Source organism: Kordiimonas marina, from assembly GCF_023006325.1.
In the GTDB taxonomy this organism is placed as follows: Bacteria; Pseudomonadota; Alphaproteobacteria; order Sphingomonadales; family Kordiimonadaceae; genus Kordiimonas; species Kordiimonas marina.
Map to the genome: position 1 here is coordinate 65,372 of NZ_JAINDF010000005.1, position 16,285 is coordinate 81,656.

The window sequence follows — 16,285 nt, forward strand, 5'->3', positions numbered from 1 at the left end:
GACGGCCATGGTGTTAAAGGAGATGGCCGGTCCGGCTCTTCTTGGTCGCCAGATAGCCTTCATTATGGGGGTTGGTCGGGAAGGCGTGGGGCACCCGCTCGGTCACCTCGATGCCGAAACGGCTGAGGCCTTCCACCTTGGCAGGGTTGTTGGTCATCAGCCGCACGGCCCTGAACCCCAGCGCCTTCAGCATTTCGGCCGCGGGCGCGAAGATGCGTTCGTCGACATCGAAGCCGAGCCGGGTGTTGGCATCGACGGTGTCATAACCCTGGTCCTGCAGCGAATAGGCCTTCAGCTTGGAGATAAGCCCGATGCCGCGGCCTTCCTGCGCGAGGTATAGCAGCACACCGCCGCCGGCTTTTTCGATCGCCTTGATCGCACCCCGCAGCTGTTCACCGCAATCGCATTTGAGCGAGCCAAGGAGGTCACCGGTGAAGCATTCGCTGTGGATACGCATCAGCACCGGTTCGTGCCTGTTGGGGTCGCCGATCACGATGGCGATATGTTCAATCCCCCCCACCAGCGGCCGGAAGGAGACAAGCCGGGTGTTTTCCGCGCCCGCGAGCGGCACCCGCGCCGACGCCACCTGGCGGAGCGCTACCGCCTGGGTCATGTCAGCGGCCAGCACGGTGTCGGCTTCCACCATCATCAGGCCTTCATTTGCGGCGAGGGCCGCACCGTCCGCCACTTCAGCGGCGATCACGGCGGGCAGGAGCCGCGCCCATTTAACGAGCTTGACGGCGGCGCGGTCGAGATCCGTATCCGGGTGGTTCAGGCGTTCGAACGGCCCCTTCATCGGGCTTGCGAGATCGAGCGTCGGGTCGGCGACCGCGACGATATCCGCCGCCGTCATCCAGGCCGGGCGCTTCAGGCGCACCACGGTCCAGTCTTCCCCCGCGACCTTCAGGGTCGCCGCGCGGTTGTTGGTCAGCATCAGGAAACTGTCGGGGGCAAGGCCGTCAAAACGCGCGAGCGCCGGGGTGTTGGCCAGTTCGGCCGGCAACAGCACAAGCGCGCGTGCGCCGTCCGTGACCACGGCGGGCACCCCGCGGCGCAGATCATCGGCCGCACGTTCAAGCTTCAGGAGGCTGGTGTCGTTTTTATCCATGCCCTTCATATAGGGGAATTTTCGCCTTTGTCAGCTAAGGATTTTTCTTTCGCTCGCTGGTCGATCAACCAAATGTGACTGGCTGTCATGCGAAAGATTGTTTCCTCTTCATATATAAAGCCCCGTGCAGCATACTGAAAGAATACTGACAGCATACTGGGGGACGTCCGCTGGAGATGTCAGGCCAATGGCATACCAGACCGGACCGACAGACGAGGAGAAAAAAATGGCAGCCAGAAAGCTTTTGCTAGTCGATGACGATGTCGACCTGCGCGAGTCCCTAGCCGAACAATTGGCGCTCTGCGGTGAATTCGCCACCGAAGAATGTGGTACCGCCGCCGAAACCCTGAAATTCCTGACCGACAATAAAGTCGATATGATCATCCTGGATGTCGGCCTGCCGGACATGGACGGCCGCGAACTGTGCAAACGTATCCGCAAAACCGGCGTCAATGTGCCGATCCTGATGCTGACCGGCAATGTCTCTGACGCCGATACCGTGCTCGGGCTCGATGCCGGCGCCAACGATTATGTCACCAAGCCTTTCAGCTTCACCGTTCTTCTGGCGCGCATCCGCGCCCATTTCCGCCAATATGAGCAAAGCGAAGATGCGGTCTTCGAGATCGGGCCGTATCACTTTCGCCCCTCGGCGAAAATTCTGGAAGAGCGCGGCGGCGACCGCAAGGTACGGCTGACGGAAAAGGAAACCGCCATCCTGAAGTATCTCTACCGGGCGAGCGGCAAGCCGGTGGCGCGCGAAGAACTTTTGACCGAAGTGTGGGGCTACAACAGCGGGGTCACCACCCATACGCTGGAAACCCATGTCTACCGCCTCAGGCAGAAAATTGAGCCGCAGCCCAACATGGCGCGGCTTCTGGTCACCGAGCCCGGCGGCTATAGCCTGCAGGGCCTGAGCGCCTGACCCTTATTCTTTCGTCATTCGCCGGCTCGACCGGCGAATCTAGGACCTCTACTGGTGATGTTCCTGGCCCCGCCGATCAAGTGGCGCAAACGCCAGCTTCGCAAACGGCGGGTGACGAAGATAACGGTAAAACCTATCCCGCAACCCCCTAAAAATGACAAACCCCCACAAAGGGGGGTTCGATCATCTCCCGGCGCCAGGGTTTCTCCTGACGGCTTCGGAACCGGCCTTATGCCAGCAAATTGACACCAAAGCTCGAGCTTTTGCCCGAAGTGCCAACGCCCTCACCAGACTCGGCCTTGCCGGATGCCTGTTCGGCCCGCTCTTGCGAAGCTGATTCCGAAGCTTCCTTGGCTGCGCTGTCCCCATCAGAGGCTTTTGCGGCCGGACGGAATTGTGCGTAGGACGCAGCGCCGGAACCAATTGCAGAGATACTCATAAGTTTTCTCCCGTTATGAGTTGTTGGGACGTGCACGCTACGCCTCAATTTATTAACGCCATGTTAATTTTTTCGGCCCCGCCCGGATTCTATAAAATTTTAATATTTGGCAGATGCAACCGATTGCGGCCCCGATTACGGTTTAGGCGGCTTGGGCAGGGGGCGTGTCAGCCCAGTTCGAAACTGGTGATGCCGAAGATTTTGCCGTAGGCGAGATCCGGCAGGCCTTTCTGATACATGCGCATGGTGGCAAACACCTTCTCCATGCCTCTGCTTTCAGCCAAACGAACCGCTTCCGGGTTATTTTCCGGCGTATCGAGGATGATGGGCTCGTCCTCGATATCATCCTGCAGCGCGTCAAACAGCGCCGCCGCCACGTCTGCATCATCGGCGAACAGCGGGCCGACCTTATGACCTTCCCGGCATGTGCGCCTGAGCGCATAGCCCTTGAGCAGGCCGTCTTCGACATAGGCCAGCGCCCGCGCTTCCGGCTGGAACAGCCAGGCCTTCAGGAACACGTCGCGGCGGGCGGGGAAACACTGGCGGTCATAGGCGCGGAGTGCGGCAAATTCATTGATGGTGACCGGACGGATATTGGCGGACACGGCTGTAGGGCGCCTGGCCGGGGCCTGAAAGCGGCAGTTCTGGTAGAAGGGCTTATAGCCGATCCGCTCATAGAGGCTGACATTCTCAAGGACTCCGTCGATCCCGACATTGCGGTCGCCTGCGTAGGCGAGCCGGGCCTTGGTGAGCGCGAGGCCATAGCCTTTGCCCCGGTGTTCGGGGGCGACGATATAGAAACCGCAGAAGGCGTAGGCATCGTCGTAACAGACGGCGCTGCCGGTCGCGACGATCTCACCGTCCAGCACGCCCTTGAAGAAGCCTTTGGGGTCGGCGGCATAGAAGGTTTCAGCATCATAAAGACCGGGGTTCCAGCCTTCGCGCGCGGCCCAGTCGACCGCCGTGCGGACATCCGCGCGGGTCATGGTCTCGATCTGATAAGATGCTGTCATCCTGCTTTCCCCCCGCAGATGCCGGATGGCGGTCCCTAGACTAGAGGTCCAGATCCACCATCACCGGCGCATGATCGGACGGTTTGACCCAGCCCCGCGCATCCCTGAGCACCTGCATCGCCGTGGGCGTGCCCTTGAGGCCCGGGCTCGTCCAGACATGGTCAAGCCGCCGGCCCTTATCGGCGGCGGACCAGTCCTTCGCGCGGTAGGACCACCAGCTGTAGAGCTTCTCATCCTTGGGCACGAAATCGCGCATGATGTCCTGCCAGCCGTGGGCGTCGATCAGCTTCAGCATCGCGTCCACCTCGACCGGCGTGTGCGAAACCACCTTCAGCAGTTTCTTGTGGTCCCAGACGTCGTCCTCATAGGGCGCGATGTTGAGGTCACCGACCAGGATATGATCCCCCTCCAGCCCCGCGGACCAGTCGGTCATTTCCTCCAGGAACTGGAGCTTGTGGGCGAATTTGTCGTTGATCGCCGGGTCCGGTTCATCGCCGCCCGCGGGAACGTAGAAATTATGGACGGTCGGGCCTTCCGCCAGCTTGATCGCGATATGGCGGGCATCGCCCTTTTCGCACCAGTCGATCTTGTAGCTGTCCGCGAACGGTTTCTTCGACGCCGTCGCCACACCGTGATGGCTTTTCTGGCCGTGGATCGCCAGATGCGGCAGGCCGTGTTCCTCGAAAAAGCCGGTCGGGAACATTTGGTCCTGCACCTTGGTTTCCTGCAGACACAGGATATCCGGGTCGTAGGTCTTGATCAGTTGGCTGACGATATCAAGCCGAGCGCGGACCGAGTTGATGTTCCAGGTAATAAGCCGCATGGCCCGTCTATCCTTAAGCTAGGGGGTCAAAAAATCAGGAAGCTGTTGCCGACGATGCCGAGGGGCCAATGGCCTTTCTCGAACAGCTGGAAGCGGAGCGCGAACGGATGGTCGTCCTCCGCCCCGGCCATGGCGACGAGTGCGGCTTGGTGGCAGGCCTGGGCCGCAGCCCCGCTGGCCGCCATGAGGAAGCCTTCATCGACAATGCGCAGGTCCTGGGCGGCTTCTTCGGTCGAAGCCTCGATCGTTTCCGCCACTGACTGGCCCACATGCGCGACAACCATTTCGAACGTCTGTTCATCGAGCGCATCGAGAAGATCGGTCGTCAGCGCGGCGCGCAGTTGTTCCTCCGCTTCCCACGCGGGGCTGTTATAATCCGTGCTTTCGGCGGCATCCGCCGCGTCCGCCCAATCGGGCAGGAAGGCGGGTTCGGCTTCCGGGAAGCCAAGCGCGGCGGCATAGTCGCGCGCAAGCTTGACGGTTTCGGCGTCGGGCGTTTCGCCCAGGGCGCGGAACCAGCGCACATTTTCAGCCAGCGCCAGGAAGGGCGCCACCAGTCTCAGGCTCGGATAATCCTCGAACAGGTCTTCGAGGTCGTCTTCCATATCGGTTATGTCAGTCATAGAGGCGTACCGTCATCCTTGTTGCCTGCCAGGCCTGGGCATTCTGTCAATGCACTTTGTGGCGCTGGGCCACGCCGCGCGGGTCCTTGAAGGTCCAGAGGCCCTTGTCGAGCGGCAGGTTGAGGCTTTCGTTCGAAAGCTTCACATAGGTAAGGCCGCCACGGGCGTCAACCACCGACCAGCTCAACAGTTGCAGGCCGCTTTTGTCTTCGCTGGCCTTGCCGGGGTTGGTCTTGAAATAGATGGTGATCTGGCCTTGTTCCGGCTGGTCCGCATCCTGCGCGGACAGCGCCAGCATGTCGGGGATTCCCGCCGGGTTCAGCTCGATATGCGCATTCACGCTCGCGAGATCGACCGAATGGCCGAGAAGCGCTTTCAGCGGCGTGTCCTTGACCGGCCATTTGGTCACCTGCCCGACTTCATAGTCGACAAAGCTCAGCGTCTTGCCGTCAGCGACCACCAGGAAGGGCGTGCCGTCGGTATAATCGAAGCGCACCTTGCCCGGCCGTTCCATATAAAGCGTGCCGTGGGTTTCCTTGCCGTCCGGGGCGCGCTGCGTGAAACTGGCCTTCAGACTGTTAACCTGGTCCATATAGGTCTGGACCCGGCGGAGCGCCTCGAGGTTGCGGTCGGCCTTGGTCTCCGGCACCGTCTGTTCCTCAACCGGCGGCAGCGCCTTGGCGTCACCCGCAGGCGGCGCGCCTTCGGCCAACACGGGCCCAGCCGTCATCGGAGCCATCATCAGGGCCATCATTACTCCAAACACTCGCCGCATGGCGCCTCGCTTTCTTAAAATTCTTCTTCCCGTTCGGGCACCAGCACTTCGCGCTGGCCTTTATGGTTGGGCGCGCTGATCACGCCTTGTTCTTCCATCTCCTCAATCAGAGACGCAGCCTTGTTATAGCCGATCTTGAGCCGGCGCTGGATATAACTTGTCGATGCCCGCCTGTCGCGCAGCACCACATCGACCGCCTTGTCATAAAGGCTGTCGCTATCATCGCCGCCGCCGGATGGACCGGGGATGAACGGGCTGTCGAAGCCTTCTTCAGGTTCTTCGGTCACCGCCTGCAGATATTCGGGCGCGCCCTGCTTCTTGAGGTGATTGACGATGCGCTCCACCTCATTGTCGGACACGAAGGCGCCGTGGACGCGGGTAATGCGGCCGCCGCCCGCCATGAACAGCATGTCGCCCATGCCGAGAAGCTGCTCGGCGCCCTGCTCGCCCAGGATGGTGCGGCTGTCGATCTTACTGGTGACCTGGAAGCTGATCCGGGTCGGGAAGTTGGCCTTGATGGTACCGGTGATGACGTCGACGGACGGACGCTGGGTCGCCGTGATCATATGGATACCCGCGGCCCGCGCCATCTGCGCCAGGCGCTGGATGGTGGCTTCCACATCCTTGCCCGCGACCAGCATCAGGTCGGCCATTTCGTCGATAACGATAACGATGAACGGCAGCGGCTGGAAGTCGAACTCCTGCTCCTCCATCACCGGCTGGCCGGTATCCTTGTCAAACCCGGTCTGGACCTGGCGGCTCAGCCGTTCGCCGTTCGCCTTGGCTTCCTGGATGCGCTTGTTGAAGGCGGCAAGGTTGCGGACCCCGAGCTTCGACATCGAGCGGTAGCGTTCTTCCATTTCCCGCACCGCCCACTTGAGCGCGACCACCGCCTTCTTGGCCTCGGTCACCACCGGCGTCAGCAGGTGCGGGATACCGTCATAGATGGACAGTTCCAGCATTTTGGGGTCGACCATGATGAGGCGCAGGCTTTCCGGGCTGTGCCGGTACAGAAGCGACAGGATCATGGTGTTGACCCCCACCGACTTACCGGAACCGGTGGTGCCTGCGACCAAAAGGTGCGGCATGGCGGCCAGGTCCGCCACCACGGGCGCGCCGCCGATGTCTTTCCCGAGCACGATCGCGAGCCGGGCCTTGGTGGCCTCATAATCGCGGCTGGCCAGCAGTTCGCGCAGGAACACGGTCTGCCGGTCCACATTCGGCAGTTCGATACCGATGGCGTTCCGGCCCGGCACCACGGCGACGCGGGCGGAGACCGCGCTCATCGAGCGGGCGATATCGTCGGCGAGACCAATCACACGGGCAGACTTCGTGCCGCGGGCGGGCTCCAGCTCATAAAGCGTGACCACGGGGCCGGGGCGCACATCGCGGATTTCGCCTTGAACACCAAAGTCGTCCAGCACACCTTCAAGCATCCGGGCGTTTTGTTCGAGCGCTTCCTCGCTGATGCGGCCGAGCTTGTCGGCCGGTGGCGGCGGCGCGAGCAGGTCAAGCGGCGGCAGGGAGAAATCTCCCACATCGCCGAAATCGAGAAGGGCCTGGGCTTCCTGAACCTCGCGCGTGCCGCGCTTGGGTTTGGCCGGGGTTTTGACGCGCTTTGCAACAACAGGGTTCGCCTTTTCTGGCTCCGCCGTTTTCCGCGATGAGCGGGTCATCACCGGTTCGGTGCGGGCGTCTTCCTCGTCCTCATCGAGCGCGGGCGCAGGCTTGCGGCCAAACAGCCCGATAAACCGCACGATCCCGGCCACAAGCATCCGTGCGGCGGTAACCAGACCGCGCCAAATGGCGGTTGCGACCCTGACGACAAAGCGCCAGACAGCCGCCCATTCCTGTTTGTTAAGCGCGAAGGAGAAGGCGTAAATCGGCAGGCCGAGCACCGCGAAGACGATGCCATAAGCCCAGTTGGGCACGATAATCGGCAGCGCGGCCATCAGCGAGATAACAAGCTGGTAAAGCTCCTGCCCAAGCGCGCCGCCATAGCCTGACTGCACCGGGAAGTCATGGCCGGGGGCCACCACGCTCATGGCGACGGCAAGCAGGATGACACCCACTGGCACCATGGCAAGGTTGAGCCAGAACATCGGCAACCACTTGAGCCGGATGAGCTTGAAGCCCCACAGAAAGACCGGCAGCACCAGCAGATATGCGGCATAGGCCAGCACCTGCATCAGCACATCAGCCACATTGGCGCCGATGAAGCCAAGCCAGTTGGAAACATGCGCATAGGACTGGTTGTTCACAGTGGGATCAGCCGGATTGTAGCTGATAAGCGACAGGACCGCGGCGAGCGCCGTCAGTATCAGCACAGCACCAAGCGTGCGCCAGCCGGCGCTTTTCAGGAAAAGCACAAAGGATGGCGGCAAAAGCGGCGCTTTTGCTTTGCTCCCGTTTGGTTTCTTGGCTGGCCGTTGGGCGGGCTTTTTTGGTACTGCACCGGCCTTGTTGCGTGCTGCCACGTATTTCTGCTCCCTGACCGTCCCGTGAGCCTATGACCCTGGGCGGTTCTGTTCTTGTCCTGTTCGCGCGTGCGCCCACTTTAATGCGCTTCAAGGGTTGAGGACAAGAGCGGCGATTTAATGGCGGGCGTTTTCTCTCTCCTCCGGCGTCCCTGCGGCAGCGTGGCACTGGACAGCAGGGGCCTATTCGTCCTAGATGGCAGCAAGCACGGAGACAGGCGCATGGCACGGACAAGCGGTAAACACGACATCACTATCATCGGCGGCGGCCTCGGCGGCATGACCGCGGCCATCGGCTTAGCCCAACAGGGCTTCAAGGTGGCGGTTATCGACCGCGCGCCCAAGGGCGACCTGACGGCGGCGGCCTATGACGGCCGCGCGAGCGCGCTGGCCTTCGCCACCTGCCGGATGCTCGATGCGCTTGGTATCTGGCAGTATATGGAGCCTTACGCCCAGCCGATCCTGGAGATCCGGGTCACCGACGGCCCGTCGCTGATGCACCTGCATTTCGATAATGAATCGCTCGGCGAAGGCCCCTTGGGCCACATGGTTGAGAACCGCCACACCCGCCTCGCCCTTTTCAAGCGGCTGGAGGACGTTGACGGCATTACGCTTTATGCGCCCGACACGGTTACGGAAATCGTCCGCACCCCTGAGATGACCAACGTCACGCTGGCAAGCGGGACGGAAATCACCTCGCCACTTCTTCTCGGCATGGACGGCCGCGCGAGCATGGTCCGCGCCCACGCCGGTATCGGTGTCGACCATTTCAGCTACAAGCAGCACGGCATCGTCTGTTCGATCGAGCATGAATTCAGCCACTGCGGCATCGCCCATGAGCGCTTCCTGGCATCCGGCCCGTTCGCGATCCTGCCGCTCACCGGCAACCGGTCTTCGCTGGTCTGGACAGAGAAAGAGCATCTGGTCCCGACGATCATGAAGCTCTCGGACCGCGCCTTCGAAGCCGAAGTGAAGCGCCGGGTCGGCGATTTCCTCGGTGAGGTGAAGGTGATCGGCGGCCGCTGGTCCTATCCGCTGACGCTACAATATGCCAACCGCTACACCGACACGCGCATGGCGCTTTTGGGCGACGCCGCGCACGGCATCCACCCGATTGCGGGCCAGGGCCTCAACCTCGGCCTCCGCGATGTCGCGGCGATGGTCGAGGTGCTGACGGACGCCGCCCGTGCCGGGCTCGACATCGGCGCGCCTGACGTGCTCGACCGCTATGCCCAGTGGCGCCATACCGACAACACCACGCTTTATGCCGTGACCGACATCCTGAACCGGCTGTTCTCCAACGACATCGGCCCTATGCGCCTCGCGCGCGATATCGGGCTCGCTGTGGTCAATGAAATCCCGCCGCTGAAGAATTTCTTCATGGCGCACGCCCGCGGCACGGTCGGCGAGTTGCCGAAATTGTTACAAGGGCAGATGCCCGGCGCGTGATAGGCTTCAGCCACCATGATGAGTGATTATTCCGACATCAACGGACGCCTTGAGGCTGCCCACGACATTGAAGAGGCCAGTCGGGACTATCTGTTTTCGACCACGCTTTATCCGCGCCGGTCGCTCCCCAAAAAACATTATTGGCGGCTGATTGCCGTGATCGCGGCCTTGAGCACATTCGCCATCGCCCGCTTCATCATCGTCGGCGCCTGGCCTGTGACCATCTTTGTTTTTGTCGATATCCTGGGCCTGTGGCTGGCGTTTCACTTGAGCTACCGCCAGGCCCGCCATTCGGAAACGATCCAGCTGACCGATAAAGACCTGATCGTCACGCGCATGGCGCCAAGCGGCCGCAGTGAAAGCTGGCGGTTCGACCCCTACTGGTGCCGCATCAAGCTCAATCCCACCGACGGCGGCGACAGCAACGAACTGGTCGTGAGCTCCCATGGGGAAACTTTGCGTGTCGGCACGTTCCTGAGCCCGCGTGAGCGCCGCCTGTTGGCAGACACGCTTCTGCGTGCCATCGCGCCCCTCAAAGGCTATTAAGCCTTCAGCTTGCCTTGCAGTAGACCTGAACCACCGTGCCGTCTTCGCGGTAAGCCCGGCCGACGGTATCGAAGTTGGCAGGCGTCAGCGGGACCTGGTGGCCACCCCCCCTACCCATGAGGTTGGTTTCATCGAACACGTGCGGGTGCGTGCTATAGGCCCTGCCCCGGCGCGGCGCGCCTGCGACCACGGTGCCGATCACATCGCCATCAGCATTGAGAACCGGCCCGCCTGAAATACCGCTGAGCGCGCCTTCGAAAAACGGACGGCGTTCGCGTTCAACCCAGGCGATGACCGGCTCCCGCGCGCTATAGCGCCCGCGGGAGCGCATTTCGGTAAAACCAAGCACGGTCGCCCGCACATCTGCCGGTTTCGCTTGCGGGAACCCCATCATGAAGCCGTCATCGCCGCGCTTGGGCGCCTTGTCCGACAGCACCAGCGTGCCCTTGTGCGGCAGGCCTGCGCGCAAAATGGCGAAATCGCGCTTATGGTCGATTTCAGCGAGCGAGACCTTGGTACGCTTTTGCGGGCCTGTGAGCAGATAGAGCGCACGGCAACCGTCCGCGACATGGCGCGCGGTGATATAGGTGGCACCGTCGCCGATTGCGAAAGCGGTGCCGACGGAATTCCTGAGATGGCGGTCAAGGTCAACCACCACGGTCGCTTCATCCTGGCGCGGCAAGGGGGTCTCATCCGGAGCGGTGCGTTCAATTTGCCGCTGCGGCGTTTCCGGCACAGGACGCTGCGGTACGCCTATTTCGAAATGCCCATAGCGGCCAACGAAATAGACCAGCACGGCCAGGTAGCCGATGATTTCAAGCCGGCGGCGCACCGGGCAGGCCCTCTCGCGCCCTCAGCCCGCGATCGCGGCGGCGTTGATGCTGGCCGTCGCCAGCTTGAAGGCAACCAGCAGGATCGCCGCGCCCATTTCACCGGCTTCGATGCGCTTGGGCAGGTCCTTCACCAGCAAGTCGACAAGCCGGAAGGCGACAAGCTGAAACACCAGCGCGACCACGCCCCAAATGAGCAGATCCCACAGCGATACGGACGCCGCAAGCGAGAAGGAAAGCGGCAGCGCCAGGCCGATCATCGCCCCACCAGCCGACAGGGCCGCCGCCGTGTTGCCCGCGCGGATGAGGGCGATTTCGTCGTGCGGGGTGATCTTGATATAAATGAGCATCCCGACGATCAGGAGCGCGAGGCTCGCCGCCGAATGCACCATGAAGACCGGCAGGCCGTTCCAGATGGTCAGAAACGCGTCTTGCATTGTATCCCCCTATCCCTTTTGTGCCCTCAAAGGCCGAGCACATCTTTCATGCTGTAGCGGCCCGGTTTCTGCGCCACCGCCCACACCGCCGCCTTGACCGCGCCATCCGCAAAAAGGCGGCGGTTTTCGGCCCGGTGGCTGAGGGTAAGACGTTCACTGCCGCTCATGAACATGACATCATGGTCGCCGATCACACCGCCCCCGCGCACGGCGGAAAAGCCGATACTGCCGGGAATGCGTTCGCCAGTCAGGCCTTCACGCGCGGGCGTGCGGACGGTCTCAAGCGCGACACCGCGGCCTTCAGCCGCCGCTTCCCCGAGCATGATGGCCGTGCCCGACGGCGCGTCGATCTTATGCTTGTGGTGGGTCTCGACGATTTCGATATCGAAGCCGGTATCCAGCTTGGCGGCGGCATCCTTGACGAGCGCGACCAACAGGTTGACGCCGAGCGAATAATTGCCCGCCTGCACGATGACGGCGCTACCCCCCGCGGCATCAAGCGCGGCATGGTCTTCATCCGTGAGGCCGGTGGTGCCGACAATCAGCGCCGTGCCGGTCTCTGCGGCGAGTGCTGCGTGGTCTGCCGTGTTGCCCGGTGGGGTGAAATCCAGCACCACATCGGCGGCCTCGAACACGCTGGCCGCACTGTCTGTGATCATCACGTCGGTGCCGGGGATCACACCACCCACAAGCGGATGGACGGAAACTTCGGAGCCCGCCACCAGCGTGAGGCTGCCTTCCTCGCGCACGGCATCGGTCAGCGCCTGGCCCATACGGCCCATGCAGCCAAGAATGCCCACTTTGGGTGATGTCGTCGCCATGTGCCGGATCCTCCTTGAAGTGCGTCTTCGTAGCTAACACGCGTGGACGCCAAAAGAAAAGGCCGGGTGTGCCCCGGCCTTCGCTATTTTTTCTTGTGGTCCGCCTTAGAAGGTCGCGGTCAGGTCCACGCCCCAGGTGGCGGGCATACTCAGATGCGCGATCGGCGTGCCGAAGGTATCGACCGACAGGCCGCCCGCCCCGTCGGCATAGCGGTTGCCGAAGATGTTGCGCCCGAAGAAGGATACGCTGAAGCGGTCATCCGGGTCGGACCAGGTGATGCGGGCGTTGGTGAGGTTCTGCGCCTTGCCGACCACGAAGCTGCTAGCACCCCAGGTGATGGTGCCGCAGCTTCTGTCATGCAGGCAGTTGCCGTTGATGCGTTTGGCGCTGGTGTAGGAATGGTCCAGATGGACGCTGAGCGCACCTTTGTCACTGCCGAGACCGAGCGTATAGTCAGCACCGAAGGAGATGCGCGTCGTCGGTGCGCCCGTCGGGTCACCCGCGTTCGCGTAGCGGCAGTTTTTGGTGCAGGTAATATCCTGGTAACCACCGTTGGCGAAGAGGCGCAGTCCAACCGCAGGGGCCCACAGGAATTCGACATCGACACCCTTGCCTTCGACATCCTGGTTCTCGGTCACGTACCGGGGCACGCTGGAGCTGTCGACGCTCACCAGATGGATCGACTGTTTGTCGCTATATTTATACTTCCATACCGAGGTGTTGAAACGGACGCGGTTGTCGAACCACTGGGACTTGAGCCCGGCCTCCACGTTCCAGACGCTTTCATTGCCAAAATAGCTGTTGATCTCCACGGTGTTGAAACCGCCGGCCTTATAGCCGCGCGCCCAGGAGACATAGACCATGGCGTCGTCGCCGATCTTATAATCGAGCGCCACGCGTGGGCTGACATTGTTCCAGCTTGCCTTGCGGGTGAAGGGCACGCCTTCAAGCCCGCCGACATCGAAGACGATATCGCCCGATGCGGTCGGCCCGACAAAGGCCCGGAAAATGCTGGTCAACAGCTGTTGCTGGATATCGGCGAGGTTGCCGACGCCGGGGATCGAAAGCCTGTCATAGCCTTCGATCTGACGGAGGCCGTTTTCCCAGGTCCAGCTTTTGTCGTCATGGGTATAACGAAGGCCCGCGCTCAGGTTCAGCCGGTCGGTGATGGCATAGGTGGCATCCGCGAACGCCGCGTAAGCCTTGAAGCTGCCTTCGCCATACATGGTCTCGGTCCACTTACGGCCGCTGAGGGTTGTGAGGCCAAGGTTGGCGAGTTGTTCAAGCGAATAGCCGGGCAGGCTGGAATCCAGGCAGTTGAGCGGCAGGTTGTTGAAGCTGATGAAGCCGCCGAGTGAATCCAGGAAAGTCGCCTCGCACGAATTTATCCCGTCCATCGGGTTGAAGCTGGCGGCCAGCACACCCGGTGTGACGCCGAGGTTATAAAGCACGGTATCGATGCTATCCATCGTCGCGTGGGTCTGGCTCTGCTGTTTGGCGTTTTCCCAATAATAGCTGGCACCGACCGTCCAGGTCAGGCGGCCGCGGTTCCCGTTGAGCCGAAGCTCCTGATAGAAGTTCTTGTTGTTTTCGACATTGTTGGTGTCGAAATAGAAGTTCGGGTCGTTGGTGCCGTCCTCATCCTGCAGGTTATCTGTGGCAAAATGCTTATAGGCCGAAATGGACGTGAGCTTGGCCCAGTCGAAATCATGGGTGATGGTGAGCGTGAGGCCGTCCAGGTCCCGATGTTCGGCGCCATTGGCGATGTCGGAGCTGACCGGCCCGAACGGGTTGGCGCCACCGACGCTTGAGGCATCGCGGAAGAAGTTCCAGTCCGCATTCGGGTTTGCAGGCGTATAGCCGAAGGCGCCGAAGCCCGCATAGATGCTTGAGAGCGGGATGCTATAGAGCGTGCTGAGCGGCGTATCCTTGGTGATCGGCAGGCCAAAGAGCGGCGCGATCCCGGCAAGGAAATCACCATGGCCCGGCAGGTCCCCCACCGTCTGGGCGCCAAGCGGCGCGCGCATGTGACCATCGGCAAGGCCGACCACCGGCGGGTTTTCATCCTGCGATGTATGGTCGAACTCATAAGCCAGGTTGAAGGCGGTCTTGTCGTCCGGCTCCCAGCGCAGCTGCACCCGGCCGGTGACATTATGGCGGCGGCCGTAATCCTTGCCGGTGAAGCTGTCCCTTACCGTGCCGTCCTGGCTGTTGATCAGGAGGTTCGCGCGCATCGCCAGGGTTTTCGCGAGCGGCAGGTTGATCATGCCGTCGAACTGGCGCTCATTGAAGCGGCCATAACGCAGCTTCACCCGGGCTTCGGTCTCATCCATCTTCGGCTTGTTGGTGATGATGGAAATCGCCCCTGCCGCGGTGTTACGGCCGAAAAGCGTGCCCTGCGGACCCTTGAGCACCTCGACGCGCTCAACGTCCGAGAAGAAGACCACCCCGGCGCCGGAGCGCGAGGAATAGACGCCATCGATGAACACGCCGACCGCCGGGTCGGTACCGACACCGAAGTCGTCGGTCTGGACACCGCGGATGCTGTAGTTCGGCTGGGTGACACCGCTGACCTGCAGGCCCGGCGTGTAGGACGATAGGTCGGTGATGTCATAAGCGGCGATGGTATCGATGAAGCTGCTTGAGAAAGCATTGAGCGCGATCGGCACATCCTGGGCCGATTGTTCGCGCTTCTGCGCCGTGACGACGATTTCCTCAAGACCGGATGTTTTTTTCGCGGCACTCACGTCCGCCGGTTCGGCGGCAAAAGACGCGGATGTCAGCAAGACGAAGGCGCTGACGCCCGCCAACAATTTATGGGCTATATGGTTCGTGTGCATCGGGTTCCCCCCTCTTCCCTGTTTCCTGCTTATCTGGTGGCCGCACCTTTTTCCCCTCCGGCACGGCCGTGCCCTTCCCCAAGGGCCTTTCAAGCATCTACACTCTGAACAATCGTTTTATTTCATGCTGTTAATCCACTCCTTCAGCATGGCGACACCTTCCTGGTGCACCATGGTGCGGCCCGCCTCCGGCATCATGATGCCGGGGTCGTTGGACGACAGGCGGAAGATCATGATCGACTGGTCGGCGTGGCCGGGCACGATGTCGAAATCGAGCCCACCGGCACCGCGGCCCGCCGCCACCGGGCGTTTCATGATGCCGCGGTGGGTTTTGTTGGTTGTCCCCCAGGTGAGGAACAGGCCGGACGTGGAGCCAGGGCCTTCAAGCCGGTGGCAGTGCGCGCAGTTGACATCCAGGTAAGCGCGTGCGCGGGATGCGAGGTCAGCGGACGCGTCATCCCAGCGCGGGACCGACGGTACATGGGCGGGCACACCGGTGAGCTTCCCGGCCTTTACCCAATGCTGGATCTGGTTTTCCGCCCCGGCCTTGTAGGCGAACACATGGTTGAGGTTGCGCGCCTTCGGGCCGATCGGCGTGAAGGCGCGGTCGAAACTGTGGCAGCCCTTGCACTGGTTTTTGTTCGGGACAACATAATTAGTGCCGCGCGGATGCCCTGAGGTGTCGCGCCAGGCCACCGGAAGTGTTGCTCCGGCAACAGAAAGCGTCGCGTCGCTCATGTCCGCGTTCCAGATATAGGCCCAGGCGTTCCAGCCCTTCTTCTGATGGATCAGGAGCCGGGTTTCGATGAGCCGGACATTCTTATCCGGCCGCCTGAAGTCCGCAGGATACGCGAAGGTTTTCATCAGCACGGTGCCGACCGGAAAATGCAGCACTTCCGTGTCGTCATAAGACGCCTTCTGCCCCTTCGGAATATAGACGAAGCGGAACTTGTGGGCGTAATCGGTGAAGAGCGGCGTCGCCAGGTCATAGGGCATGACCCCAACGTTCGGCAGCTGCGCCGCGCCGTTGATGAACAGGTGATAGTCCGACAAGTGCCGGGCCGGACGCGGGTTCAGGAGCGCGGCTTCATTGACCGGCTCGGCGGCATGACCCGCCCCTGAGAGCGCCAGGAACACGCTGAACAGACTGAAAACAAACGCTTTCACGTGAAACCCCCTTC

The 16,285-nt window shown here is 61.9% G+C and carries 15 protein-coding genes; 3 read left to right on the forward strand and 12 right to left on the reverse strand.

The features are described from left to right. Positions 1-13 precede the first annotated feature (13 nt). Entirely contained in the window at positions 14-1,108 is a 1,095-nt protein-coding gene (gene ribA / locus K6118_RS12125) for a GTP cyclohydrolase II (protein ID WP_247120627.1), read from the reverse strand. A gap of 226 nt (positions 1,109-1,334) precedes the next feature. Here ribA and K6118_RS12130 point away from each other — a divergent pair, with 226 nt between their 5' ends. Further along, entirely contained in the window at positions 1,335-2,030 is a 696-nt protein-coding gene (locus K6118_RS12130) for a response regulator transcription factor (protein WP_247120628.1), read from the forward strand. Between the two features lie 229 nt (positions 2,031-2,259). On the opposite strand, the gene K6118_RS12135 is transcribed toward K6118_RS12130, so the two are convergent. The 6 genes from K6118_RS12135 to K6118_RS12160 all read right to left on the reverse strand — a co-directional run bounded on the left by K6118_RS12135 (position 2,260) and on the right by K6118_RS12160 (position 8,087). Beyond that, complete coding sequence (locus K6118_RS12135; protein ID WP_247120629.1) at positions 2,260-2,469, reverse strand: hypothetical protein; 210 nt, start codon at positions 2,467-2,469, stop codon at positions 2,260-2,262. Positions 2,470-2,636: 167 nt separating this feature from the next. Next, a complete protein-coding gene (locus K6118_RS12140; protein ID WP_247120630.1) occupies positions 2,637-3,482 on the reverse strand; it encodes a GNAT family N-acetyltransferase in 846 nt (281 codons plus the stop codon). Positions 3,483-3,522: 40 nt separating this feature from the next. After that, a complete protein-coding gene (xth, locus tag K6118_RS12145) occupies positions 3,523-4,305 on the reverse strand; it encodes an exodeoxyribonuclease III (RefSeq protein ID WP_247120631.1) in 783 nt (260 codons plus the stop codon). 26 nt (positions 4,306-4,331) lie between these two features. Continuing rightward, complete coding sequence (locus tag K6118_RS12150; protein WP_247120632.1) at positions 4,332-4,928, reverse strand: hypothetical protein; 597 nt, start codon at positions 4,926-4,928, stop codon at positions 4,332-4,334. Positions 4,929-4,974: 46 nt separating this feature from the next. After that, on the reverse strand, positions 4,975-5,658 hold the full coding sequence (locus tag K6118_RS12155; protein WP_247120633.1) for a LolA family protein: 684 nt from the start codon (positions 5,656-5,658) through the stop codon (positions 4,975-4,977). Positions 5,659-5,717: 59 nt separating this feature from the next. Further along, positions 5,718-8,087 carry a DNA translocase FtsK gene (locus tag K6118_RS12160; protein WP_247120634.1) on the reverse strand — a complete coding sequence of 790 codons (2,370 nt, stop codon included), beginning with the start codon at positions 8,085-8,087 and terminating at the stop codon, positions 5,718-5,720. Positions 8,088-8,402: 315 nt separating this feature from the next. Between K6118_RS12160 and K6118_RS12165 the strand changes: the two genes are divergently transcribed. Then, entirely contained in the window at positions 8,403-9,629 is a 1,227-nt protein-coding gene (locus K6118_RS12165) for a UbiH/UbiF/VisC/COQ6 family ubiquinone biosynthesis hydroxylase (protein WP_247120635.1), read from the forward strand. Positions 9,630-9,644: 15 nt separating this feature from the next. Continuing rightward, complete coding sequence (locus K6118_RS12170; protein ID WP_247120636.1) at positions 9,645-10,175, forward strand: DUF2244 domain-containing protein; 531 nt, start codon at positions 9,645-9,647, stop codon at positions 10,173-10,175. Positions 10,176-10,179: 4 nt separating this feature from the next. Here the strand turns inward: K6118_RS12170 and K6118_RS12175 are convergent, their stop codons facing one another. The 5 genes from K6118_RS12175 to K6118_RS12195 all read right to left on the reverse strand — a co-directional run bounded on the left by K6118_RS12175 (position 10,180) and on the right by K6118_RS12195 (position 16,271). Further along, positions 10,180-11,007: a S1 family peptidase gene (locus K6118_RS12175; RefSeq protein WP_247120637.1), complete on the reverse strand. Its 828-nt coding sequence runs from the start codon at positions 11,005-11,007 to the stop codon at positions 10,180-10,182. A gap of 21 nt (positions 11,008-11,028) precedes the next feature. Then, positions 11,029-11,442 carry a DUF350 domain-containing protein gene (locus tag K6118_RS12180; RefSeq protein ID WP_247120638.1) on the reverse strand — a complete coding sequence of 138 codons (414 nt, stop codon included), beginning with the start codon at positions 11,440-11,442 and terminating at the stop codon, positions 11,029-11,031. A gap of 26 nt (positions 11,443-11,468) precedes the next feature. Beyond that, entirely contained in the window at positions 11,469-12,263 is a 795-nt protein-coding gene (gene dapB / locus K6118_RS12185; RefSeq protein ID WP_247120639.1) for a 4-hydroxy-tetrahydrodipicolinate reductase, read from the reverse strand. 105 nt (positions 12,264-12,368) lie between these two features. Further along, positions 12,369-15,104: a TonB-dependent receptor gene (locus K6118_RS12190; RefSeq protein ID WP_247120640.1), complete on the reverse strand. Its 2,736-nt coding sequence runs from the start codon at positions 15,102-15,104 to the stop codon at positions 12,369-12,371. Positions 15,105-15,221: 117 nt separating this feature from the next. After that, positions 15,222-16,271, reverse strand: a complete 1,050-nt coding sequence (locus tag K6118_RS12195) for an SO2930 family diheme c-type cytochrome (RefSeq protein ID WP_247120641.1) — start codon at positions 16,269-16,271, stop codon at positions 15,222-15,224. Between the last annotated feature and the right edge of the window lie 14 nt (positions 16,272-16,285).